Consider the following 22866-nt stretch of genomic DNA (forward strand, 5'->3'; position numbering starts at 1 on the left):
CATTCATCAGGAGAGGGAACCCCACATGATCCGTCTGCGTACTCGCCGCCGATCGCTCGCCATCGTGGGCGCGGTCTGCCTGGCCGCGGCCGCCCTGGTGGCGGTGTCCGTGCCCGCCACGGCCGAGTCCGGCGACGCGTCGATCGTGGTGTCCGGGGTGCTCGCCGGGTACCGGTCACCCTCCCTGTTCTGCGGTGGGGCGGTGCTGAACTCCCCGGTCGGCATGCAGGCCGCCTGACCGAGCGCGCCACGCCGGAACATCGATCTCCGTGAGTTTCGGCGGTGCGGTGGGTCTCGCGAGTCAGTATGGATGAACTGTTTCGCTTGATCTGTCCGCATACGAGGGAGTTTGTTCGATGACGAACCATCACCATCTCCACCCGCGCCGCCGGTCCCTCGCGATCGGTTCCGCACTCGGCATCGGCGCGGCGGGCCTGATCGCGGTGTCGGCTCCGGCCGCCCACGCCGATTCGCCCTGCCGTATCGACCGGACGCTCGACACCGCCACCTTCACCTGCCCCGCGGACACCTGGTACGCCGCGGTGGTGCAGTGCCTGGGCGCCCGACAGGTCGGCAACGGCTACCAGTCCCCCACCTACATCGTGGGCGACTCGCCGCGCCCGCTCATCCCCATGACCATCGAATGCCGGGGTGAGGGCAAGAACGGCATCGTGCTCAACGCCTGGACCGACGGCCCCTTCTGAACCATCGGTGATCCGGGCGTCCCCGGAGAGCTACGCGATCTCGCGCCGCAAACACGGTGCGAGATCGCCCTTTTCGCCCACTTCCACGGTGTCCAGTTCCAGCCAGTCCGCCATCTCCCGCAGCGCGGAAGCCAGCGCCCCCGCGATCCGGGCGTGATCGCGTCCCGGCTCGGCGAACGTGCCCGGCACCAGCAGCCGCCCGCTCGCGCGCTCGGCGCGCAGGTCGACCCGCGCGACGAGTTCGCCGTCGAGCAGGAACGGGAAGACGTAATAGCCGTGCACCCGTTTGTGTTCCGGCGTGTAGATCTCGATGCGGTAGTGGAAGTCGAACAGCCGCTCGGTGCGATCGCGGAAGAAGATCAGCGGATCGAAGGGGCACAGCAGGGCCGCGCCGGCGACGCGGCGGGGCGTACGGGCCTCGGTGTGCAGGTAGGCGGGCTTGTCCCAGCCCTGCACGGTGACCTGCTCCAATTCCCCGGCATCGAGCAGATCGGCGATGGCGGGTTCGGTCTGGCGGCGGGTGAGCCGGTAGTAGTCGCGCAGATCGGTCTCGGTGCCCACGCCGTGCGCCCGGGCGGCGCGGCGCACCAGTTCGCGGATCGCGTCCGCCTCGTCCGGTTCGCGGGAAACCACCTCGGCGGGCAGGACGTTCGCCGCGAGGTCGTAGTGCCGCTGGAAGCCGACCCGGCGGGGCACGGTCAGCTCCCCGGCCGCGAACAGCGCCTCGCACACCACCTTGGTGTCGCTGTAGTTCCAGCCCCAATTGTCCTTGGCCCGTGGCCGATCCAGCTCCAGGTGCCGTTCGATCTCCCCGGCCGTGCTGGGGCCGTACTCCTTGACCACGCCGAGCACATCGTCGGCCAGGCCCGGATTGCGTTCCAGCACTTGCCGCATCCCGTTCCAGCGACCGTGCCGGTACTGCACCATGCGCCAGCGCATCAGCGGCCAGTCCCGCACCGGGATCAGCGCCGCCTCGTGCGCCCAGTACTCGATCAGCTGCCGCGGCTTGCGCGTGCTGTGCCCCCACGCGGCATCGTCGAGCAGGGTTCGGTCGTAGGCCCCGATGCGGCTGAACACCGGCGCGTAGTGCGCCCGCACCACCGCCGACACCGAGTCCAGCTGGAGCAGCCGGGTGCTGTCGAGGACCTTCATGACCGTTCGCCGGGTGGGCGGCGCGCTGGGCCGGGCGGACCCGAACCCCTGGGCCGCGAGTGCGATGCGGCGCGCCGCCGCGAGTGACAGGGATCCGGTCGGCGATGTCGGCACACTCGAACCATGCCACGACCCACCGACAACCCGGCTCGATACACGACTGTATCGAGCCCCTGTACAGCAGCGACCTCGTTGGATACATTCGTGTATCGAACTTCGACACCAAGGAAATGGGCATGATCGAGAACCCGGATGTCATCGTGGTCGGGGCCGGTCTGGCCGGTCTCGTCGCCACGCACGAGCTGGTCAAGGCGGGTAAGCGAGTCCTGATTCTGGATCAGGAGAACCGCGCCAACCTGGGCGGGCAGGCGTTCTGGTCGCTGGGCGGACTGTTCTTCGTGGACAGCCCCGAACAGCGGCGGCTCGGCGTCAAGGACAGCCTCGAGCTGGCCATGCAGGACTGGCTCGGCTCGGCCGGCTTCGACCGCGAGGACGAGGACCACTGGGCGCGACAGTGGGCGCGCGCCTACGTGGAGTTCGCGGCCACCGAGAAGCGCCAGTACCTGCACGATCTCGGACTGCGGGTGACGCCGCTGGTCGGCTGGGCCGAACGCGGCGGCGAATCCGCCGACGGGCACGGCAATTCGGTGCCGCGCTTCCACCTCACCTGGGGCACCGGACCCGAAGTCGTGCGGGTATTCCTCGAACCCGTGCTCGAGGCCGAGCGGCGCGGGCAGGTCGGATTCGCGTTCCGGCATCGCGTGGACGAGCTGATCGTGGAGGACGACACCGTCACCGGCGTGCGCGGCAGCGTGCTGGAGGCCTCCACCGAGGAGCGCGGCGTCGCGTCCTCACGCACCGTGACCGGCGAGTTCGATCTGCGCGCGGCCGCGGTGATCGTCTCCTCCGGCGGCATCGGCCACAATCACGAACTGGTGCGGCGCAATTGGCCCACCGAGCGGCTCGGGCCGTGCCCGGAGCACATGATCGCGGGCGTCCCGGCGTACGTCGACGGCCGCATGCTCGGCATCACCGAGGCCGCGGGCGGGCGGATCGTGAACCGGGATCGCATGTGGCACTACACCGAGGGCATCCACAACTGGGATCCGGTGTGGCCCGATCACGCCATCCGCATCATCCCCGGGCCGTCGTCGCTGTGGTTCGACGCCAATGGAAAGCGCATGACCGCACCGGCTTTCCCGGGTTTCGACACCAATGCCACCATGAAGCAGATCCTGGCCACCGGCCACGACTACTCGTGGTTCATCCTGACCCAGTCGATCATCGAGAAGGAGTTCGCGCTCTCGGGCTCGGAGCAGAATCCCGATATCACCGGCAAGGACCTCAAGCTCACGCTCAAGAGCCGGGTGGCCAAGGGCGCGCCGGGTCCGGTGGAGGCGTTCAAGCAGCACGGCGTGGACTTCGTGGTCGCGGACACGCTGCCCGAACTGATCGCGGGGATGAACAAGATCTCGCGCGGCCCGCAGCTGGACGCGGCCGACATCGAACGTCAGATCGTGGCGCGCGACCGGGACGTCGAGCACAAGTTCAGCAAGGACGCCCAGCTCATGGCCGTCAACAACGCGCGACGCTACCTGGGTGACAAGCTCGGCCGGGTGGCCACGCCGCACAAGATCCTCGATCCGGCGCACGGGCCGTTGATCGGCGTGCGGCTCAATATCCTCACCCGCAAGACCCTGGGCGGTTTGCAGACCAATCTGGACTCGCAGGTCATCCGCCCCGACGGCACTCCGTTCCCGGGGCTGTACGCCGCGGGCGAGGTCGCCGGTTTCGGCGGCGGCGGCGTGCACGGCTACAACGCGCTGGAAGGCACCTTCCTGGGCGGCTGCATCTTCTCCGGCCGGGCCGCGGGACGGGCCCTGGGCCGCACCCCGAAGTGACGACTTCGGTTGCCGCCCACCGGATTCCGGTGGGCGGCGACCGTCGTCAGTCGACGGCGAACCAGCGGTAGCAGTCGCGGCGCAGCAGCAGCGCCAGCACGATGCCCGAGACCATGATGCCGCCGAGCACGGTGAACGGTCCGACGCCCGTGGGCATTTCGGCCGACATCAGGGTGAACACACCCAGGAAGACCTGCAGGCTGGACACGCCCAGCGCGGTCACCCAGATCCAGCGCGACCGCAGACCGAACAACAGGGCCACACCGCCGGTGACCCAGGCGGCGAAGAAGTGGCCGATGCTGCCCGCCACGCTGTCGAAGCCGGCCGGGATGGACAGCAGGCTGTGCAGCACGGCCAGACCGGTCGCGCCGAGCGCGGCGACCTGGGTCTCCCGAACCTTGGCGGGCACCTCGGCGTCCGCGCTCTCGCGGCGCAGCCCCCGCACGCCGTCGATCACCCGCTCGAAAAATGTGGCTGGAACGCCGTTTTCCGTGGCTACCGGTGTCATTTCCACCTCGTCGGCAACAGCCGAGTACGAACTCACAGCACTCCTCGTCGAGTAACCCCTGGTGGCGCGCCCCCTGCGAACCCGCCGAACCTGACGCTAACCAAATGTTCAGAGTCCGGACAATCTCGTTGACGAAGTTATGACCATGCCCACAGCGGATAGCCGGCATATGTACACAGTGATCTCGAACACATAACGGCCGCACGCAATTTCGCGTGCGGCCGTCGATAACACCAGGTCCGATACTACTTGTCGTCCATGGGGATCGGTGGAATGACCGGGAATTCCCCGGTGTAGCCCTCGCGCATCCTGGCGATGGCCAGCACCCGCGGGCTGGCGATCCGCCACCCGATGGCGAGCGCGGGCACGACGATCACCAGGCTGGCCACCGTCCACGTACCGACCGGCCGGTCGAAAGCCATCAGGATCAGCACCAATCCCAGGAACACCAGCGTCGCGATCCCGGTGTAGGGGGCGCCGAACATCCGGAACGCGGGCCGCTCGGCCAGGCCCTGCTTGGCCAGGTAGAACAGCTTCAACTGGCACAGCACGATGGTCGCCCAGGACGCCAGAATGCCCAGCGAGGCAACATTCAGCACGATTTCGAACGCCTGCGACGGGACAATGTAATTCAGCCAGATACCGAACAATGCGATAGCGCTGGTGAGCAGAATTCCGCCGTAGGGCACACCCGCACTCGACATGCGCGCGGTGAATTTCGGCGCGCTGCCGTTCATCGCCATCGAACGCAGAATTCGGCCGGTCGAATACAGGCCCGCGTTCAAACTCGACAAGGCCGCGGTGAGCACCACGAAATTCATGATCGAGCCCATGTGCGCGACACCGAGTTTGGCGAAGAAGGTGACGAACGGACTCTCCCCCGCCTTGTAGGCGGTGTAGGGCAGCAGCAATGCCAGCAGAATCACCGAGCCGCAATAGAACAGCGCGATACGCAGGATGACCGAATTGATGGCGCGCGGCATGATCTTCGCCGGGTTCTCGGTCTCGCCCGCCGCGATGCCGACCATTTCCACGGCGGCATAGGCGAACACCACGCCCGAGGTGACGGTGACCAGCGGCAGCACGCCGGTCGGGAACCAGCCGCCCGCGGCGGAGATCATGCCGAAGCCGGTGGCCTGGCCGTCCACCTCGAACCGCCCCGCGAAGAAGACGGTGCCGACCACCAGGAAGGTGACCAGGGCGAGCACCTTGATCATGGCGGCCCAGAATTCCATCTCGCCGAACCACTTCACCGACGCCAGATTGATGCCGAGCACGATGACGAGCGCGCCCAGCGCCAGCAGCCATTGCGCGACCGGCTGGAAGGGACCCCAGTAGTGCAGATAGGTGGCGACCGCGGTGGTATCGACGATGCCGGTCATGGACCAGTTCAGGAAGTACATCCACCCGGCCACGAATGCGGCCTTCTCACCGAAGAATTCGCGCGCATAGGAGACGAACGAGCCCGAGGACGGGCGGTGCAGCACCAGTTCGCCCAGGGCGCGCAGGATGAAGAAGACGAATGCGCCACAGATCAGGTACACCAGGAACAGCGACGGCCCGGCATTGGCGAGGCGACCGCCGGCGCCCAGGAACAGGCCGGTGCCGATGGCGCCACCGATGGCGATCATCTGCAATTGCCGGGGTTTCAGGGCCTTGTGGTAGCCGCTGTCCTCGGCATTGAGGCTGGTGGCAGTTGTCCGGATCTCGGTCATACGCCGGGTTAACCCTCCGCTATCGTGAAACGAGGCCGTCCGAGAGTACCCTGTCGTTTGCTGAGAGCTGTTTCGGCGCTCCGGGCCGGGTCAGCGCCGCCGCCTCCAGCTGTTCTAGCAGCGATTCGAGCCGATTCATCGGCGATTGCCCTGGAAATGCTGATGATCCATAGGTGAGCGGACCGGTCAAACCGCCGCCCCCGCACGCTCACGGGGCTAGAGTCCGGTCATGAGGCGCTTGCGACGAACCGGGAGCGGCGCTGCCGCCCTGCTGCTGTCGATCGGAATGCTCACCGCCTGTTCGTCGTCGACGAACGAGAGTGCGTCGTGCACGGTGTCCCCCAACGGAACTCCGGTCACCTCCGGTGTTCCGGCCGGGCCGAGCTCGACGAATCTGGCGCTGCATCCGGAGGTCGCCACCGGCTACCGCACCGGCATGACGCCGGTGCGCACCGGCGGATTCGCGGTCTCCACCGCCAATCCCGTCGCCACCGAGGCCGCCTGCCGGGTGCTGCGCGACGGCGGCACCGCCGCGGACGCGCTGATCGTGGCGCAGACCGTGCTGAACCTGGTGGAGCCGCAGGCCACCGGCATCGGCGGCGGGGCGTTCCTCATGTACTACGACGCCGCGACCAAGAGTGTCGACGCCTACGACGGCCGCGAGACCGCGCCCAAGGCCGCCACCGAGGACTACCTGCGCTACATCAGCCCCACCGATCACACTGTGCCGCAACCCAACGCGCGCGCCAGCGGACGCTCGATCGGCGTGCCGGGCGTGCTGCGCATGCTGGAACTCGCGCACACCGAGCACGGCAAGCAACCCTGGCGCGACCTGTTCACCCCCGCGGTGAACCTCGCCGACGACGGCTTCAAGATCTCCCCGCGCATGGCCACCCAGATCGCGGCGTCCACGGCGGACCTGGCCCGCGACGACGCCGCCCGCGCGTATTTTTTACTCCCCGACGGCAATCCGAAGCAGGCCGGCTCCACGCTGGTGAATCCGGCCTTCGCCAAGACCCTCTCGGCCATCGCCGCCGACGGCGCGAACGCCTTCTACACCGGAGCCGTCGCCGCCGACATCGTCGACACCACCGCCACCACCTCCGGCGGCCGCACCCCCGGACAGCTGGCGCTCGCGGATCTGTCGTCGTACCAAGCCAAGAAGCGCACCGCGGTGTGCTCGCCCTATCGCACCCACGAGATCTGCGGCATGCCGAATCCCTCCTCGGGCGGCATCACCGTCGAGGCGGCGCTGGGCATCCTGTCGAATTTCGATCTGGCCGCGATGAAACCGACCGACGTGTCCGGTGACAGCACCGCCGCGCGCGACGGCGGCAAGCCCACCGCCGAGGCCGTGCACCTGATCGCCGAGGCCGAGCGACTGGCCTACGCCGACCGTGACAAGTACATCGCCGACTCGGATTTCGTTCCGCTGCCGGGCAATTCACCGCAGACCCTGCTGGACCCGAACTATCTGAAGCAGCGGGCCGCGCTCATCAACCCGAGCAAGAGCCTGGGCACCGCCCAGCCGGGCGACTTCGGGCCGGTCCCGGTCGGCAACGGTCCGCAGCAGCCCGAGCACGGCACCAGCCACATCTCGATCGTCGACAGGTACGGCAACGCGGCCTCCATGACCACCACGGTCGAATCCGCTTTCGGGTCCTTCCATTTCGTGGACGGGTTCATTCTCAACAACCAGCTCACCGACTTCTCCGCCGAACCCCGGGACAAGGACGGCGCGCCGGTCGCCAACCGCATCGACGCGGGCAAGCGGCCGCGCAGCTCCATGGCCCCGACCCTGGTGTTCGACCGCAATCCCGACGGCAGCCGCGGCGCGCTCAGCCATGTCACCGGGTCGCCGGGCGGGGCGGTGATCATCCAGTTCGTGGTGAAAACCCTGGTCGCCATGCTGGATTGGGGGCTGAATCCGCAGCAGGCGGTGTCGATGATCGACTTCGGCGCGGCCAATACGCCCACCACGAACGTGGGCGGCGAGCATCCGGCGGTGAACGCCACCGACAATGGCGACCACGACGTCCTGGTCCAGAAGCTGCGCGCGTCCGGCGATCAGGTGTCGGTGGCGCCGCAATCGAGCGGACTCTCGGCGCTGGTGCGCGACGGCGACGGCTGGATCGGCGGCGCGGATCCCCGCCGCGAGGGCGCGGTGCTCGGCGGCCCGCGCTAGGCCGCCTCAGGCGTGCCCGACCGCGAGCCGGACGGGTCGAGCCTCACGAACGGGGCCAGTGCTTACCGCGGTAGCTCTCGATATCGGCGTTGAATCGGGCCAGCAACGACGCGAGCGCTGACACGTCCTCGTCGGACCAGCCTGCCAGGATCTCGTCGAGATGCCGAAGGCTCTGCGCCCGTTCGGCATCGAGCCGGGCGGCCCCTTCGGCGGTGACCCGGAACTTGCGGGCGATGCCGCCGTCGGGGTCGGGGATGCGTTCGGCCAAGGCCGCGCGCAGGAGCGCGGCGGTCTGCCGATTGAGGGTGGACGCGTCCAGCCCCAGCGTGTCACTGAGCTGACCGATCGACATCGGCCCCTCCCCGCGCAGCAGACTGAGCAGCAGATAGGCGCTGCGGTCGAGGCCGTTGTCTCCTTTGCGCGGAATCAGGCTGTACCGGCCGAACAGCATGGTCTCGAACTCGAGCAATTCGGTGGGCTTGGTCAATTCCATCCTTTCCGCGGTCCCCACACCCTACGTGTGACGGGCGCCGGACATCGATTATGCATCATGCACGTGATGTGTATAGTGCACATAGATCGATGATGAGGAGAACCCCTATGACCAGACCCGAGTCCGCTGCTCGGCCTGCCGGCGCCCCGCCGGAGCCCACACGCGCCGGCGGCACCCTCGCGGTGCTGGCCTACACCGGTGTCGTCGCCTCACTGATGCAGACGCTGGTGGTCCCGCTCCTGGGCGACCTGCCCCGAATCCTGCACGCGTCCGCGTCGAACGCGTCGTGGGTCGTCACCATCACCCTGCTGGTGGCGGCCGTGGCCACACCGGTCGCGGGACGGCTCGGCGACATGTACGGCAAGCGCCGCATGCTCATCGCCTCGACCATCCCGATCATGGTGGGCTCGATCGTGTGCGCGGTGTCGACCTCGCTGATCCCGATGATCATCGGACGCGGGCTGCAGGGCCTGGGCGTGGGCACCATCCCGCTGGCCATCGCCCTGTTGCGCGACGTGATGCCGCCCGAGCGCCTCGGTTCGGCCATCGCGCTGATCAGCTCGTCGCTGGGCATCGGCGGCGCGCTCGGCCTGCCGATCGCGTCCGCGGTCACCGAGTACAGCAACTGGCGTGTGATGTTCTGGGTCGCAGCGGTTCTCGTGGCGATCGCCACCGCGCTCATCGTCCTGGTCGTCCCCGAGGGCACCTCCGAAGGACCGTCGGGCCGCTTCGACGTTCCCGGCGCGCTCCTGCTCGGCGCGGCCCTGGTGTGCCTGCTGCTGCCGGTGTCGAAGGGCGCGGCCTGGGGCTGGACCAGCGGCTCGACCCTCGGGTTGTTCGCCGCGGCGCTGGTGCTGCTGCTGGTGTGGGGCTGGTGGGAACTGCGCTCCCCCGAACCGCTGGTCGATCTGCGGATCACCGCTCGCCCGCAGGTCCTGGTCACCAACCTGGCCAGCATCGCGGTCGGCGTCGGCCTGTACGCGCTACAGCTGAGCCTTCCGCAGCTCATGCAGCTGCCCGAGGCGCTCGGCTACGGCCTGGGCCAGTCGATGGTCATGATGGGCGTGTGGATGGCCACCGGCGGCATCATGATGATGCTCATCTCGCCGATCGGCGCGAAGCTGTCCGCGGCGCGCGGCCCGAAGACCACGCTGGTCACCGGCACGCTGATCATGGCCGCCGGTTACGGTGTGGCGCTGCCGCTGATGGGGTCCATCGGGGGCCTGGTGGTCGTCAACATCATCTGCAGCACCGGTGTCGCCTTCGCCTACGGCGCGATGCCCGCGCTCATCATGGGCGCGGTGCCGCAGTCGGAGACCGCGGCCGCCAACAGCTTCAACACCCTGATGCGCTCGATCGGCACCTCGGTCTCGGCCGCGGTGGTCGGCGCGGTGCTGGCGCAGATGAGTGTGCAGATGGGCAGCCACAGCATCCCGACCGAGCACGGCTTCCGCACGGTGTTCCTGATCGGCAGCGTCGTGTGCCTGGTCGCCGCGCTGATCGCGGTGCTGATCCCGGTGCGGCGCGCGGTGCAGTCCGTCCCCGCGCAACGGCCGGAGACCGAGAAGGCCCTCGCGGAGAACTGATTCCGAACCGGATCGGACGAGGCACAGCCATCCGTCCGCCGCGGCCACGAAGGCGCGGCGACGGATGGCTTACTTGTTCTCGCCGGTGTACTTCGCGCCGAGTTCGCGGAACCGGTCCATGGCCTCGGCCGCGCGCATCTTGTCGTTGGAGCGGATGGCCATCATGGGCACGTACTCGTCGTGCACCAGTTCCAGGCGCGCCCAGGACTTCTTGTCCGGGAAGGAGATCCCCCGGATGTCCTGCCACCCGAACTCGCTGTCGCCGACGATATTGCGCACCATGACCCCACGCTTGCCGACCCGCACCCGGGGCCGGGTCAGGGTCAGCACGCCCGCGGCCAGCACCAGGCCGAACGCCGCCAGGCCGAGCTGATCGGAGACCCGGAAGTTGACACCGGTGGAGCCCTGGCGCAGCACGATCCCGCCGAAGATGAAGACGGCGGCCAGCACCGCGGCCACGATCCGCACGGTGATGATGGCGCGGTGCGGTCGGACCTCGAGGTCCCACTCGCTGTCGGTGTTCGCGGCGGTGTCGGGCTTCGTCTCTGCCATGGGTGCTTCGGACTCCGGCTTCTGCTGCTCGCTACCGGCCTGCGTCGGGTGCTCGGCAGGCCCTTCCGTCGTCGCGGGGTCGTGCGGCGGTTCCTCCTCGGAGCCGCCGCGCTTCCAGATCCGGACGACGGGCATGACTAGGCGCTGAGTTCGCGCAGGGTGAGCGCGGCGTCCAGCGCGGCCGCGGCCGCCTGCTCGCCCTTGTTCTCCGCCGAACCCGGCAGGCCCGCACGGTCCAGCGCCTGCTCCTCGGTGTTCACCGTGAGCACGCCATTGGCGACCGGGGTGCCCTCGTCGAGCGACACCCGGGTCAGGCCCGCGGTCACCGAATCGCACACGTACTCGAAATGCGGTGTGCCGCCGCGGATCACGACGCCGAGCGCGACCACCGCGTCATGGCTGCGGGCCAGCGCCTGCGCCACCACGGGCAGCTCCATGGCGCCGGCGACCCGGACCACGGTGATGTCGGCGACGCCCGCGTCGCGGGCGGTCTTCTCCGCGTTCGCGACCAGCGCGTCGCAGATGGTGGTGTGCCAGCGCGAGGCCACGATCCCCAGCTTGAGGTCCTTGGCATCGGCGAGCTCGAAAGCCGGTACGCCGGTACCGCTCATCGTTGTTCCGCCCTCTCGGTTGTCAGTTCGCGGTCTCGCCCAGGTCCAGGTCTTCCAGGCCGACCAGGTCGTGGCCCATCCGATCCCGCTTGGTGCGCAGGTACCGCAGATTGTGCTTGTTGGCGCGCACCGGCATGGCCACGCGCTCACTGATGCTCAGACCGTAGCCCTCGATCCCGGCGCGCTTGTCCGGGTTGTTGGTGAGCAGCCGCATCGAATTGATGCCCAGGTCGACCAGGATCTGCGCGCCGATGCCGTAGTCGCGGGCGTCGGCCGGCAGGCCCAGGTTGAGGTTGGCGTCGACGGTGTCGTCACCGCTGTCCTGCAGCTGGTAGGCCTGCAGCTTGTGCAGCAGGCCGATGCCGCGGCCCTCGTGGCCGCGCATGTAGAGCAGCACGCCGCGGCCCTGCTCGGCGATCAGCTCCATGGCGGCGTCGAGCTGCGGGCCGCAGTCGCAGCGCAGCGAGCCGAAGGCGTCGCCGGTGAGGCATTCGGAGTGCACGCGCACCAGCACGTCACGGCCGTCGCCGATCTCGCCCATCACCAGGGCGACATGCTCGGCGTCGTCGTATTCGCTCTCGTAGCCGATGGCCAGGAAGTCGCCGAACTCGGTGGGCAGCTTGGCCTCCGCGACCTGCTTGACGTGCTTCTCGTTGCGGCGGCGCCAGGAGATCATGTCGGCGATGGAGATGAGCGCCAGATCGTGTTCGTCGGCGAAGACGCGCAGCTCGTCGGTGCGCGCCATATCACCTTCGTTCTTCTGGCTCACGATCTCGCAGATGACTCCGGCGGGGCTGAGTCCGGCCATCCGGGCCAGATCCACGGCGGCCTCGGTGTGGCCGGGACGGCGCAGCACACCACCGTCCTTGGCGCGCAACGGAACCACATGCCCCGGACGAGTCAGATCATCGGATTTGGCGGTGGGGTCGGCCAGCACGCGCATGGTGGTGGCGCGGTCGGCTGCCGAGATCCCGGTGCTGATGCCTTCCCGGGCATCGACGGCGACGGTGTAGGCGGTGCCGTGCCGGTCCTGATTGACCGCGTACATGGGCGGCAGGCCCAGGCGATCGCAGTCCGCCCCGGTGAGCGGCACACAGATGTAACCGGAGGTGTAGCGGATCATGAAGGCCACCAGCTCGGGTGTCGCCTTCTCCGCCGCGAAGATGAGGTCGCCCTCGTTCTCCCGGCCCTCGTCGTCGACGACGACAACCGCCTTACCGGCGGCGATGTCGGCGACTGCGCGCTCTACGGTGTCGAACCTGGTCACGTCTGTTGTGCTCCATCTCGAATTAGGTGCCTCATTACAGTAAGGCAGTGCCCGAATTGCGCCGCCTCCGGCGTCGCGGGTCCGGTCAGCCCCGCTGTACGAGCCGCTCGACGTACTTGGCGATGATGTCGACTTCGAGATTCACGACGGTGCCGACGGGGGCGGTGCCCAGGGTGGTGAGCTCGCGGGTGGTGGGGATGAGCGAGACCTCGAACCAGTCCTTGCTGCCGTCGGCGAACGCGTCCTCGGCGAGGCCGATGCCGGAGACGGTCAGCGAGATGCCGTCGACGGTGATCGAGCCCTTCTCCACGACGTAACGGGCGATGCTGTCGGGCAACGAGATTCGCACGACCTCCCAGTTCTCGTGCGGGGTGCGCGAGACGATGGTGCCGGTGCCGTCCACATGACCCTGCACGATGTGGCCGCCCAGCCGGCTGTTCACCGCCGCGGCGCGCTCCAGGTTCACGCGGGAACCCGCGGCCAGGGCGCCGATGCTGGAACGGTCCAGGGTCTCGGCCATCACATCGACGGTGAAGGTGTCGCCGACGACCTCGCGGTCCACCACGGTGAGGCAGACGCCGTTGACGGCGATCGAATCACCGTGTCCCGCATCGGAGGTCACCAGGGGGCCGCGAATGGTCAGCCGCGCCGAATCGTCCAGCCGCTCGGTGGCGACGATCTCGCCCAGTTCCTCGACGATGCCTGTGAACATGCGTACCTCTCCCTGATCGCGACTGCGTACTCGCTCGAGCCAACAGCGCGCCCCGCACGCGGTATTCCCGTACGGACGGCCGTCCCCCTCAGCGTAACGACGCGCAGTCGTAGGCGACATGCGGCCTCGTTCACTGGAGCGTTGGATACCGGTGGATGGACGAAATCGGGCATAAGCCAACTTGCGATCAGTAAATTGCCCGAATTGCTCGGAATCACCTATTACAGGATCGGAATCGAGTGGATTTATCCATGGCCTGACCAGGCCCAACGCTGGCAGGTACCCAATCCGCGACTCGCTTACACCTGAATCTTGCGCGGCAACGAAAATGGTCGCAAGATTGTTATGCAGCTGATTCCAACAGTTCAACTCTCCCCGAGCAGTTCAGAGCAGAACGGTCAACGCGTCCACGGCCGGCCGGGCCGGGTGACGATCTACGCCAGCACACGAACCGAAGGAAGGTTGGACCCCGCGCGGGTCGGATCCAGGTGGCACACAACACAATCGGCACAGTCAGGGGTGCGGCGTGACAACGCTTCTCGATTCGACACTCGAAGTTCGCTGCGTGCAGTACCGGCGCGAATTTCACCTGCCGGCATCGATCGATCCGACATCACGGCACATCCTGCTGGAGATAGGCGGTCGTTACGGGGCCGTCACCATGCCCGCCGACCTCGGCGAACGTGTCCGCCAGCGACTCACCCAGGCCGAACTGGCCGGGCCGGTGGTGCACCACCCCCGGGCCCGGCGCTGGACCTTCATCACCGGTCCCGCCCGACCCGAGTCACTGAGCACCGCGGTGACCGCGGCCCTGTTCCGGCTCTACGCCACCATCGCCTGCCCGGGCGCTCAGGTCGTGCTCCCCTCCGCCGAGGACGAGCGCACCGGCTACCGCACCTGGATCCGGTCGCCGGAGACCACCGACATGGTGCCGCCGCTGGAATCGGTGATCGAAGCGCTACTGGAACACTGAGCGCCGATCCCGGCGGCGTCCGCGAGCTACTGGGCCGACGCCGCCTCGACGGCGATCACCCTCTGCCGCAAGGCTTCCACCGTCGCGGCCGGATCCGGGGTGCCGTACACCGCGGAACCCGCCACGAAGCAGTCGATTCCGGCCTCGGCGGCCTGCTCGATGGTGTCCATATTGATGCCGCCGTCGATCTCCACCACCAGGCGCAGCTCACCGGCGTCCACCAGGCGACGCACCTGACGCGCCTTGTCCAGCACGTGCGGGATGAAAGACTGTCCGCCGAAACCGGGTTCGACGCTCATCACCAGCAGGGTGTCGAAATCACGCAGGATCTCGAGGTAGGGCTCGATCGGGGTGTTCGGCTTCACCGAGAGCCCGGCCTTGGCGCCCGCCGCGCGAATGTCACGAGCAACCGCGATCGGGTTGTCGGTCGCCTCGGCGTGGAAGGTGACGTTGTAGGCGCCCGCCTCCGCGTACCACGGGGCCCAGCGCTCCGGGTCCTCGATCATCAGATGGCAGTCCATCGGGATGTCGGTGACCTTCAGCAGGCTCTCGACGATCGGCGGGCCCATCGTCAGGTTGGGCACGAAGTGGTTGTCCATCACATCGACGTGCACCCAGTCCGCACCCTCGATCGCCCGCAGCTCAGCCGCGAGGTTCGCGAAATCGGCGGACAGGATGGACGGGGCGATCATCGGGGCCGGACGCTGGAACGGGGAGGAAGAAGTGCACACACGCGGCAGTGTATCGGCACCACCGAGTGCGTCCCGCGTCACGGGAATGGCTGATTGCCGCGCACCGGAATGGGTAGCCTCTACAGGGTGATCAACATTTCGGCGGAACAAGGGTTGCGCGGCACACCGGTCGAAATCGGTGTCGCCGCCTCCGTATCCCAGTTGCCCATCGTGCGCGGACTCGCCGAAACCCTGGTGCTGCTCAGCGATTTCACCCTCGACGAGGTGGCCGACATCCGACTCGCCGTCGACGAGGCCGCCTCCACCCTGATCGCCATCGCCGCCCCGGGTTCCACGCTGCAGTGTCTGTTCACCGTCGGCGAGTCCGACCTGATCGTGCGGGTCCGCGGCACCGCCGCCGCCGAAGGCCTACCCGACCAGCGCAGCTTCGGCTGGCACGTCCTGCGGACCCTCTCCGACGAGGTCACCGCCACCCAGGAACCCTTCGATCCGGCCATCTCCGGATACCCGACGGCAGTGGAGTTCCGGCGGGTCCGGGGGAAGGCGTAGTGACCGGAGAAGACGTGTTCCCATCCCCTGACGACGCGGCCCGGCCCGAGGATCCGACCGCCGACACCGAAGCCCCCGAGAACCCCGAACCCGAAGAACCGGCCGAGGACGCCGCCGAGGAGACCGTCGACGCCGAGGAGGCGGAGGAGGTCGCGCGCAGCGTCTCCGGCTACGACGACGTCGCGCTGCTGTTCGAGGAACTCGCGGCCGCCGCACCGGGATCCGCGGGGCGCGCCGCCCTGCGCTCACAGCTGATCAACCGGTGCATTCCGCTGGCCGACCACATCGCCCGCAAATTCAGCGGCCGCGGTGAGCCTTTCGACGACCTCACCCAGGTCGCGCGGGTCGGGCTGGTGCACGCGGTGGACCGGTTCGACGTCTCCCGCGGCTCCAACTTCCTGTCCTTCGCGGTGCCCACCATCATGGGCGAGGTGCGGCGCTACTTCCGCGACAACACCTGGGCCATGCGGGTGCCGCGGCGCGTCAAGGAAACCCACCTGCGCATCGGCTCCGCCATCGACGCGCTCTCCCAGCAGCTGGGGCGCTCCCCCACCGCCAAGGAGATCGCCGCCGCGCTCGACATCGACGCCGACGAGGTCACCCAGGCGGTCATCGCCGGAAACGCGTACCAGCCCAGCAGCATCGACGCCGTCTCCGTGGGCCGCGACACCGAGGCCTCATTGCTCGACACCCTCGGCGAGGAAGAATCCCAATTCGACCGCGTCGAGGAGTACGTCGCCATCCGCCCGCTGCTGGCCGGTCTGCCGGAACGCGAACGCCGCATCCTGACCATGCGATTCTTCGAATCCATGACCCAGACGCAGATCGCCCAGCAGATGGGCATCTCGCAGATGCACGTCTCCCGCATCCTGTCCAAGACCCTGGCCCGCCTGCGGGAGCAGTCCGCCCGCGAGTGACCCCACCGGCCGGGGCGTCAGACCTCGACGGAACAACCTGCGTACGAAACACGCGAAAGCCCCTGTGGCGGTGAGTAGTTCACGCTGCAGGGGCTTTCGGTGTTCGAGTGCTACGCGTCCAGCGGTTTGCGCAGGGCCGCGAGGAACATGGCGTCGGTGCCGTGGCGGTGCGGCCACAGCTGGGCGCCCGGGCCGTCGCCGAGTTCCGGGACGCCGGGGAGCAGCTCTCGGGTGTCGAGCTGTTCGGCGCCGGTGCGGCGGACCATGTCGGACACCACCGAGACCGTCTCCGGCAGGTGCGGAGAACAGGTCGAGTAGACCACCACGCCGCCCGGGCGCACGAGATCCCACGCGGCGGTGAGCAGTTCACGCTGCAGGGTGACCAGGTCGCGGACGTCGGAGGGCTGGCGGCGCCAGCGAGCCTCCGGGCGGCGGCGCAGCGCGCCCAGACCGGTGCAGGGCGCGTCCACGAGGATGCGGTCGAAGCCCGGGGTCAGGCCCGAGTCACGGCCGTCGGCGACGTGGACGTCGACCGGCATGCCGCGAGTGGCCTTGCGGACCAGGTCGGCACGGTGCTCGGCCGGTTCGACGGCATCGACGCGGAAGCCGTCGATCTCGGCGATCGAGGCCAGCAGTGCGGTCTTGCCGCCCGGACCCGCGCACAGGTCCAGCCAGCGACCGCCGTCCTCACCCTCGAGAGGCGCCCGGGTGACCGCCAGGGCCACCAGCTGACTGCCTTCGTCCTGCACCGCGGCCATGCCCTCGCGGACCGGCTCCAGCTTCGCCGGGTCACCGCCCTCGAGGTACACCGCGTACGGCGACCAGCGGCCTTCCTCGCCGCCGGTGATCAGCGCCAGCTCCTCGGCGGTCATATCGCCGGGCCGCGCCACCAGATGCACCAGCGGCCGGGCGTCGTCCGCCTCGAGCACGTCGCGCAGCTCGCCCGCCCGCGCGCCGAGCGCGTCCGCGAACGCCTGCGCGATCCACACCGGATGCGCGAACTCGAACGCCAAGTGCCCCAGCGGATCCGACGGCGCGAGCCGCTCCACCCACTCCTCCGGAGTGCGCTCGGCCACCCGCCGCAGCACGGCGTTCACGAACCCGGCCCGCCCCTGCCCGTACTCGGCCCGCACCAACGCCACCGACGTGTCGACGGCCGCGTGCGCCCCGATCCGGGTCCGCAACAACTGATATGTCCCCAACCGCAGCGCGTCCAGCAGCGGCCCGTCGATCTCCTCGACCGCCCGCCCCGCGCAATCCGCGATCACCGCGTCCAGCAACCCCACCGACCGCGAGGCCCCGTAAGTCAACTCGGTCGCCAGCGCCGCGTCCCGCCCGCTGATCTTCCGCTCCCGCAACAACCCCGGCAGCACCAGATTCGCGTAGGCATCCCGCTCCCGCACCGCCCGCAGCACATCCCGCGCCACGATCCGGACCGGATCGGCCCCCGCCTTCTCCGCCCGCCGAGCCGCCGCGGCACCGGGCTCGCCACCCCGCGCACCAGCGTCTACCCGCTTGCCACTCCGGTCGCCGTGCGAACTCCGCGAGCTGTCCGTGGACTTACCCCGTCCACCACCGCTACCCGCACCACGCTTGCCACCGAACGAGTCGCCGCCACGGCCGCCACCGGATGACCGCCCGCCGGAAGAGGAAACTCGCTCCCGCCCGGCACCGCGCTGGTCGCCTCCGCGAGACGACCGATCCGACCCCGAATCACGGTCTCCCCCACCGAATCCACGACGATCATCATCATCGCGACGTCCGTCACCGGACCGCTCGCCGCCACCGCTACGGTGTCCGCCGAAACTGTCGCGCCCGCGATCGCCGCCGTAGGACCGGTTCGAACCCGAATCGCGTTCTCCGCCGCCATATCCGCCGCGGCGGTCGTCGGAGCGACCGCGGTCGCCGGTGTCGCCACGGCCGCCGCCCTCGCGCCGGCCGTAGCCTTCGCGGCCGCGCAGGCCGCCCGAGGAGCGGTTCGAGCCCGAATCGCGCTCTCCGGCTGGGCGATCGCCACGGCCGTAGCCCGCGCGGCGGTCGCCGGTGCCGGAGCCGCGGGTCGCGTTCGAGTCGTCGGATGCCCCGGCCGAGGAGCGGCGGAAGGGACGGCGGGGAGGGTTGTTGTCGGGGTTGGTCATTCGGTCACCGTGCCCGGCTCCAGGCGAGCGCCACGGGCCCAGTCCAGGGCGGGCATCATGCGCTTGCCCTGGGGCTGGACCTGGGTGAGGCGGACCGCGGTGGTGGCGGTGCCGATGAAGACACCCGACTTGCGCACGTCGATGGTGCGGGGCGGGAGCGTTTCCTCCACGAGTTCGACGGGGCCGAGTTTGAGGCGTTTGCCGTCGATCTCGGTGAACGCGCCGGGCGCGGGGGTGACCGCGCGGATGCGCCGGGAGATGGCGAGGGCGGGCTGGTCCCAGCGGATGCGGCCCGCTTCCGGTTCCACCTTGGGGGCGTAGGAGATGCCGTCCAGCGGCTGCGGAACCGCTTGCACGGTACCGTCTTCCACGGCGTCCAGGGTGGATTCCAGCAGCACCGAGCCGCTGTCGGCGAGACGCTCCAACAGGGTGCCCGCGGTATCGGCGGGCGCGACCTTCTCGGTCATGGTGCCGAAGACGGGCCCGGTGTCGAGACCCTTCTCGATGAGGAACGTGGACGCCCCGGTGTACTCGTCACCGGCCAGCAGCGCCGACTGCACCGGCGCCGCGCCGCGCCAGGCGGGCAGCAGCGAGAAGTGCAGGTTGATCCAGCCGAACCGCGGAATCGCGAGCACCGTTTCGGGCAGCAGCGCGCCGTAGGCCACGACCGGACAGCAGTCCGGCGCGAGTTCGGTGAGCTGGGCGATGAATTCGGGCTCGGACGGCTTGCGTGGCGTGAACACCGGAATCCCGTGTTCGTCGGCCAGCTGCCCGATGGGCGAGCGGGTGATCTTGCGGCCGCGTCCGGCCACCGCGTCCGGCCGGGTCACCACCCCGACCACTTCGTGCCGCCCGGATTCGATGAGTCGCCGCAGCGACGGCACCGCCGGTTCGGGGGTTCCCGCGAAGACCAGACGCATATCAGCGGCTCCGTTCCCGGCTACCGGCCGAGGCGCGGCGACCGCCGCCGATCTCGGACGCGGGCAGCACTGTGATTCCCTGTGTGAACCAAGACGATTCGCGAATCGTGCGCATGGCCTCCTTGCGGAAGGCCGACTCCAGCCGCTGCAGGAACAGCACGCCGTCGAGGTGGTCGGTCTCGTGCTGCACGCAGCGCGCCAGCAGTCCCTCGGCCCGGAACTCCACGGGCTTGCCGTCCAGGTCGACACCGCGCGCCAGCACGGTCATCGGCCGGGTCACGTCGAAACGCACGCCCGGGATCGACAGGCAGCCCTCGGGCCCGGTCTGGGTCTCCTCGCCCTCGACCTCGAAGACGGGGTTGATCAGATGCCCCTGGGCGTCGCCGGTGTCGTAGACGAAGACCCGCAGTCCGACCCCGATCTGCGGGGCGGCCATGCCGACCCCGCCGCTCTCGTACATGGTGTCGATGAGGTCGGTGACCAGCTGGCGCACCTCCCGGTCGAACGTCTCGACCTCCGCCGCGCGGGCGCGCAGGATCGGATCGCCGAACAGGCGGACAGGCTGGATGGTCACGGGCAGCTCCCGATAGCGAACGAATACGGTCGTCTCATTTTACGGACGCCCGTGACCACCCCGATCAGGAATGCGCCGCCAACACGACATCGCTGATCCCGGTGCCGAACGGCACCGGCACGCAGACCGGTGTCACGGCGTGTCCGGGATCGAGCAGATTGACCGCCAGCTGTTGCGCGAACGGGTCGTAGACCAGGTGGAAATGCCCGGTCAGGTCGGCCTCGCACAGATCCTGCAGCACGATATTGGTCGCGCCCGGACCGCGCAGGGCGATATTGGTATTGGGCTGGATCATCTCATCCACCCGGCTGCCGATGGTCGTGTATTTCACACCCGGCACCGTGTCGCCGCCCGCGTTGAGGTCGGTGATGAACGGTGATCCCGCGGCCTGCTGGACGGCGGCGAGCGAGGAGCCGAACTCGACGAGTTTGTAGATCCCCGGCACCGCGTCGGCGATCGGCACCAGCCCGTACATGATCCCGCCGTAACTGGGCGAGGCCATGCCGATCCACTGCCCGACCTTGGGCGCGCCGCCGAGTTTGTTGATCCAGTAGCGAGTCACGCTCGCGCCCTGGGAGAAACCGACCAGATCCACCTGCGTGGCCCCGGTGGCGGCGAGCACCTGGTCGACGAAGACGCCGATCTGCGCGGAGCTGGCCCACACGTCCTCGGTGCCGAAGGTGGTCTTGCCGGGCTTGCCGCCGTAGTTCAGGGCGAAGACGCAGATCCCGGCCTTGGCGAGCAGCGGGCTCAGGCCCGACCAGTCGGAGTAGGCCGAGGAATCGGTGCCATGGGCCAGGATCACCGGCCGCGGGTGTTCGGCGGTCGGTTTGCAGCCGAAGTCGTTGGCGCCCTGGGGCGCAGCGTCCGGATGCTCTTTCAGATACTTGGCCGCCGCCAGATGCCCGGTCTGCGGCGGCCCCTGCTGCGCAGGCACCCGCAGGACCGGTGCGGCGGCCGGTTCGGCCTGCGCGTAGGTCCCCGTCGGGGTGGCGGCCGTACCGATCACGGCGGCCGCCAGCGCCACTACCCCCGCCGGCGCGACGCGGCGCAAGTATCCGCGCGTCCGGTTCCTCTTTTGTCCCATGTCACAAGATCGCATGGGGCGCTTTTGTCCCATGTCACGATCTTGACCGGTTTCGAGCCGAAAGTCCCGGCGGTTTCCGGTGATTCGGACCCGTCACTTTTCGGGTGTGTCGTCCTCGGCGAGGATCCGGTAGAGCGAGCGGCGCGCTTCGGTGAGCACCTCGGCCGCCTTGGCCGCCTGATCCTTGGTGCCGACGGCGGCCACCTGGGCCACCGCGCCCATCAGCTGACCGACCAGTCCGCGCAGGTCGAGAGCCTGGTCGCCGACGCCGTCCTTGACGTCCTGCCAGGGGTCGCCCAGATCGGTGCGATTGGCCTCGACGTACTCGACTCCGGCCGCGGTGAGCTTGGCCGTCTTGCGACCCGCCACCTTCTCGATGAGCACCAGGCCCTCGTCCTCGAGCTGAGCCAACGCGGGGTAGATGGAGCCGGGGCTGGGACGCCAGACATCCTCGCTGCGTTCGCGAATCTGCTGGATCAGCTCGTAACCGTGCATGGGCTGCTCCTGCAGCAGGAGCAGGATGGCGGCGCGGACATCGCCGCGCCGGCCACGTCCGCCGCGGCCGCGACCGCGACCGAAGTGCGGACCGGGACCGAAGCCGGGACCGAAGTCCGGGCCGAATCCACGGCCGTGGCCGTGGCGGTGCGGGCCGAATTCACCGCGCGGGCCGCGGGGCCCACCTCGACGCATCCGCGGATGTTCGGGGCCCTGCTGCTCGTCGCCGCGGCGCCGCCAGGGGCCGCGGCCCCGTTCGATGTTGTCCATGTGTTCCATGGTCGTGCCTCCTTCAAGGCTCGTCGTTGCATTTGCTGCTATCGACGATATATCGACAATCTATCCGCAGCAAGGGTGAACCGGAACACGAACCGACTGGTTTGAAGGTTAGGGGGTCAGGAGGTCGTGCGCGCGGACCGCATCCCACAGTCCGGTCGCGCGATCGTCCGTCGGCAGCGGATCGACCAGGGCGAACGCGCAGCCCAGAGCCTTGGCGCCGCCGTCGGCCTCGAGGCTGTCGCCGACCATGAGAGCCCGGCCGGGAGCGACGCCGAGGCCGTCCAGAGCAGCCTCGAAGATGCGGGCATCCGGCTTCATGGCGCCGACTTCGTACGACAACGCGAATTCATCGATATATCGGAGCCAGCCGCGGTCGGCGAAGGCCGGGCGGATGTCGAAGGCGATATTGCTGACCACACCCACACGCAGACCGCGCTCGTGGAGTGCGCGCAGCACTTCACCGGTGTCCGGGTAGGGCGTCCACTCCCCGGCGTCGCGCATGAGTTCGTAGAGCCGGATCGCCTGCGCGGCGGGGACGCCGGATTGCTCGAGCACCTCGAGGTAGGCGCGGCGGTGCAGGGCGGGATCGAGATCCCGGTTCTCCCAGGCGTATTGGCCTTCGGCGTCGGCGTATTGGCCTTCGGCGTCGAACTCGACGAATTGGCCGACGGGGGCGGTCATGCGGCGCATGATCTCGGCGATCTCATGACTGTCGAGCGGGCGGCCGCCGGCATCGGTGAGGCGCGCGCCGTGGAACGCCGCGTCGTCGAATCGGAAGAGCGTGCCGGAGAAGTCGAACAGCACCGCGTCGATCGCCATGCCGCCACCCTACACAGCAAATATAGAGCTAACCGTC

23 protein-coding genes are annotated in these 22866 nt (G+C 68.8%); 8 read left to right on the forward strand and 15 right to left on the reverse strand.

Going from position 1 to position 22866, the window contains the following annotated elements; all coding sequences use genetic code 11:
* Positions 1 to 25 precede the first annotated feature (25 nt).
* Positions 26 to 238, forward strand: coding sequence for a hypothetical protein (locus ACWEOI_RS17580; RefSeq protein WP_452360261.1), 213 nt, complete (start codon positions 26 to 28; stop codon positions 236 to 238).
* Between the two features lie 118 nt (positions 239 to 356).
* Complete coding sequence (locus ACWEOI_RS17585; protein ID WP_433672801.1) at positions 357 to 704, forward strand: hypothetical protein; 348 nt, start codon at positions 357 to 359, stop codon at positions 702 to 704.
* Between the two features lie 30 nt (positions 705 to 734).
* Here the strand turns inward: ACWEOI_RS17585 and ACWEOI_RS17590 are convergent, their stop codons facing one another.
* Entirely contained in the window at positions 735 to 1970 is a 1236-nt protein-coding gene (locus tag ACWEOI_RS17590; protein ID WP_452360262.1) for a winged helix-turn-helix domain-containing protein, read from the reverse strand.
* 122 nt (positions 1971 to 2092) lie between these two features.
* Between ACWEOI_RS17590 and ACWEOI_RS17595 the strand changes: the two genes are divergently transcribed.
* Positions 2093 to 3757, forward strand: coding sequence for an FAD-binding dehydrogenase (locus tag ACWEOI_RS17595; protein ID WP_452360263.1), 1665 nt, complete (start codon positions 2093 to 2095; stop codon positions 3755 to 3757).
* Between the two features lie 46 nt (positions 3758 to 3803).
* On the opposite strand, the gene ACWEOI_RS17600 is transcribed toward ACWEOI_RS17595, so the two are convergent.
* Together ACWEOI_RS17600 and ACWEOI_RS17605 are read right to left on the reverse strand one after the other, a co-directional pair.
* On the reverse strand, positions 3804 to 4214 hold the full coding sequence (locus tag ACWEOI_RS17600) for a hypothetical protein (RefSeq protein ID WP_433672798.1): 411 nt from the start codon (positions 4212 to 4214) through the stop codon (positions 3804 to 3806).
* A gap of 296 nt (positions 4215 to 4510) precedes the next feature.
* Positions 4511 to 5980: an amino acid permease gene (locus ACWEOI_RS17605; RefSeq protein WP_452360264.1), complete on the reverse strand. Its 1470-nt coding sequence runs from the start codon at positions 5978 to 5980 to the stop codon at positions 4511 to 4513.
* Between the two features lie 229 nt (positions 5981 to 6209).
* On the opposite strand from ACWEOI_RS17605, the gene ACWEOI_RS17610 reads away from it, so the two are divergent.
* Complete coding sequence (locus tag ACWEOI_RS17610; RefSeq protein WP_452360265.1) at positions 6210 to 8165, forward strand: gamma-glutamyltransferase family protein; 1956 nt, start codon at positions 6210 to 6212, stop codon at positions 8163 to 8165.
* 43 nt (positions 8166 to 8208) lie between these two features.
* Here the strand turns inward: ACWEOI_RS17610 and ACWEOI_RS17615 are convergent, their stop codons facing one another.
* Entirely contained in the window at positions 8209 to 8658 is a 450-nt protein-coding gene (locus tag ACWEOI_RS17615; RefSeq protein WP_452360266.1) for a MarR family winged helix-turn-helix transcriptional regulator, read from the reverse strand.
* A gap of 107 nt (positions 8659 to 8765) precedes the next feature.
* Here ACWEOI_RS17615 and ACWEOI_RS17620 point away from each other — a divergent pair, with 107 nt between their 5' ends.
* Positions 8766 to 10244 carry an MFS transporter gene (locus ACWEOI_RS17620; protein WP_452360267.1) on the forward strand — a complete coding sequence of 493 codons (1479 nt, stop codon included), beginning with the start codon at positions 8766 to 8768 and terminating at the stop codon, positions 10242 to 10244.
* 69 nt (positions 10245 to 10313) lie between these two features.
* Here ACWEOI_RS17620 and ACWEOI_RS17625 read toward each other — a convergent pair whose 3' ends face one another.
* From ACWEOI_RS17625 to ACWEOI_RS17640, 4 genes are all read right to left on the reverse strand, one after another.
* A complete protein-coding gene (locus tag ACWEOI_RS17625; RefSeq protein ID WP_452360268.1) occupies positions 10314 to 10931 on the reverse strand; it encodes a PH domain-containing protein in 618 nt (205 codons plus the stop codon).
* Positions 10932 to 10933: 2 nt separating this feature from the next.
* On the reverse strand, positions 10934 to 11407 hold the full coding sequence (ribH, locus tag ACWEOI_RS17630; protein WP_379460179.1) for a 6,7-dimethyl-8-ribityllumazine synthase: 474 nt from the start codon (positions 11405 to 11407) through the stop codon (positions 10934 to 10936).
* A gap of 22 nt (positions 11408 to 11429) precedes the next feature.
* Entirely contained in the window at positions 11430 to 12674 is a 1245-nt protein-coding gene (locus tag ACWEOI_RS17635) for a bifunctional 3,4-dihydroxy-2-butanone-4-phosphate synthase/GTP cyclohydrolase II (RefSeq protein ID WP_433672793.1), read from the reverse strand.
* Positions 12675 to 12759: 85 nt separating this feature from the next.
* Positions 12760 to 13386: a riboflavin synthase gene (locus tag ACWEOI_RS17640; RefSeq protein WP_357083253.1), complete on the reverse strand. Its 627-nt coding sequence runs from the start codon at positions 13384 to 13386 to the stop codon at positions 12760 to 12762.
* A gap of 526 nt (positions 13387 to 13912) precedes the next feature.
* Here ACWEOI_RS17640 and ACWEOI_RS17645 point away from each other — a divergent pair.
* Positions 13913 to 14359 carry a hypothetical protein gene (locus ACWEOI_RS17645; protein ID WP_452360269.1) on the forward strand — a complete coding sequence of 149 codons (447 nt, stop codon included), beginning with the start codon at positions 13913 to 13915 and terminating at the stop codon, positions 14357 to 14359.
* 26 nt (positions 14360 to 14385) lie between these two features.
* Here ACWEOI_RS17645 and rpe read toward each other — a convergent pair whose 3' ends face one another.
* Complete coding sequence (gene rpe, locus ACWEOI_RS17650; protein ID WP_433673335.1) at positions 14386 to 15051, reverse strand: ribulose-phosphate 3-epimerase; 666 nt, start codon at positions 15049 to 15051, stop codon at positions 14386 to 14388.
* A 126-nt stretch (positions 15052 to 15177) separates the two neighbouring features.
* On the opposite strand from rpe, the gene ACWEOI_RS17655 reads away from it, so the two are divergent.
* Both ACWEOI_RS17655 and ACWEOI_RS17660 read left to right on the forward strand, forming a co-directional pair.
* The gene (locus ACWEOI_RS17655) at positions 15178 to 15600 is read left to right on the forward strand and encodes an anti-sigma factor (RefSeq protein ID WP_379279317.1); all 423 of its coding nucleotides are present in this window, start codon (positions 15178 to 15180) and stop codon (positions 15598 to 15600) included.
* Positions 15600 to 16517, forward strand: coding sequence for an RNA polymerase sigma factor SigF (locus ACWEOI_RS17660; protein WP_452360270.1), 918 nt, complete (start codon positions 15600 to 15602; stop codon positions 16515 to 16517). The genes ACWEOI_RS17655 and ACWEOI_RS17660 overlap by 1 nt, the downstream gene beginning before the upstream one ends.
* Before the next feature lie 110 nt (positions 16518 to 16627).
* Here ACWEOI_RS17660 and ACWEOI_RS17665 read toward each other — a convergent pair whose 3' ends face one another.
* From ACWEOI_RS17665 to ACWEOI_RS17690, 6 genes are all read right to left on the reverse strand, one after another.
* On the reverse strand, positions 16628 to 17944 hold the full coding sequence (locus ACWEOI_RS17665) for an RsmB/NOP family class I SAM-dependent RNA methyltransferase (RefSeq protein WP_452360271.1): 1317 nt from the start codon (positions 17942 to 17944) through the stop codon (positions 16628 to 16630).
* A gap of 707 nt (positions 17945 to 18651) precedes the next feature.
* Positions 18652 to 19575 carry a methionyl-tRNA formyltransferase gene (gene fmt, locus ACWEOI_RS17670; RefSeq protein ID WP_452360272.1) on the reverse strand — a complete coding sequence of 308 codons (924 nt, stop codon included), beginning with the start codon at positions 19573 to 19575 and terminating at the stop codon, positions 18652 to 18654.
* A gap of 1 nt (position 19576) precedes the next feature.
* Positions 19577 to 20149, reverse strand: a complete 573-nt coding sequence (gene def / locus ACWEOI_RS17675; RefSeq protein ID WP_379279740.1) for a peptide deformylase — start codon at positions 20147 to 20149, stop codon at positions 19577 to 19579.
* A gap of 64 nt (positions 20150 to 20213) precedes the next feature.
* Entirely contained in the window at positions 20214 to 21236 is a 1023-nt protein-coding gene (locus ACWEOI_RS17680; protein ID WP_452360273.1) for an esterase/lipase family protein, read from the reverse strand.
* Positions 21237 to 21329: 93 nt separating this feature from the next.
* Positions 21330 to 21926: a helix-turn-helix transcriptional regulator gene (locus ACWEOI_RS17685; RefSeq protein ID WP_433673334.1), complete on the reverse strand. Its 597-nt coding sequence runs from the start codon at positions 21924 to 21926 to the stop codon at positions 21330 to 21332.
* A gap of 192 nt (positions 21927 to 22118) precedes the next feature.
* Positions 22119 to 22829 carry an HAD-IA family hydrolase gene (locus ACWEOI_RS17690; RefSeq protein ID WP_433672786.1) on the reverse strand — a complete coding sequence of 237 codons (711 nt, stop codon included), beginning with the start codon at positions 22827 to 22829 and terminating at the stop codon, positions 22119 to 22121.
* Between the last annotated feature and the right edge of the window lie 37 nt (positions 22830 to 22866).

The organism is Nocardia sp. NPDC004340 (assembly GCF_053602575.1).

Coding starts and splice junctions, on each gene's coding strand:
- ACWEOI_RS17580 (WP_452360261.1), top strand. CDS start 26: ATGATCCGTCTGCGTACTCGCCGCCGATCGCTCGCCATCGTGGGCGCG.
- ACWEOI_RS17585 (WP_433672801.1), top strand. CDS start 357: ATGACGAACCATCACCATCTCCACCCGCGCCGCCGGTCCCTCGCGATC.
- ACWEOI_RS17595 (WP_452360263.1), top strand. CDS start 2,093: ATGATCGAGAACCCGGATGTCATCGTGGTCGGGGCCGGTCTGGCCGGT.
- ACWEOI_RS17605 (WP_452360264.1), bottom strand. CDS start 5,980: ATGACCGAGATCCGGACAACTGCCACCAGCCTCAATGCCGAGGACAGC.
- ACWEOI_RS17610 (WP_452360265.1), top strand. CDS start 6,210: ATGAGGCGCTTGCGACGAACCGGGAGCGGCGCTGCCGCCCTGCTGCTG.
- ACWEOI_RS17615 (WP_452360266.1), bottom strand. CDS start 8,658: ATGGAATTGACCAAGCCCACCGAATTGCTCGAGTTCGAGACCATGCTG.
- ACWEOI_RS17620 (WP_452360267.1), top strand. CDS start 8,766: ATGACCAGACCCGAGTCCGCTGCTCGGCCTGCCGGCGCCCCGCCGGAG.
- ACWEOI_RS17625 (WP_452360268.1), bottom strand. CDS start 10,931: ATGCCCGTCGTCCGGATCTGGAAGCGCGGCGGCTCCGAGGAGGAACCG.
- ribH (WP_379460179.1), bottom strand. CDS start 11,407: ATGAGCGGTACCGGCGTACCGGCTTTCGAGCTCGCCGATGCCAAGGAC.
- ACWEOI_RS17640 (WP_357083253.1), bottom strand. CDS start 13,386: ATGTTCACAGGCATCGTCGAGGAACTGGGCGAGATCGTCGCCACCGAG.
- rpe (WP_433673335.1), bottom strand. CDS start 15,051: ATGATCGCCCCGTCCATCCTGTCCGCCGATTTCGCGAACCTCGCGGCT.
- fmt (WP_452360272.1), bottom strand. CDS start 19,575: ATGCGTCTGGTCTTCGCGGGAACCCCCGAACCGGCGGTGCCGTCGCTG.
- ACWEOI_RS17680 (WP_452360273.1), bottom strand. CDS start 21,236: ATGGGACAAAAGAGGAACCGGACGCGCGGATACTTGCGCCGCGTCGCG.
- ACWEOI_RS17685 (WP_433673334.1), bottom strand. CDS start 21,926: ATGCGTCGAGGTGGGCCCCGCGGCCCGCGCGGTGAATTCGGCCCGCAC.
- ACWEOI_RS17690 (WP_433672786.1), bottom strand. CDS start 22,829: ATGGCGATCGACGCGGTGCTGTTCGACTTCTCCGGCACGCTCTTCCGA.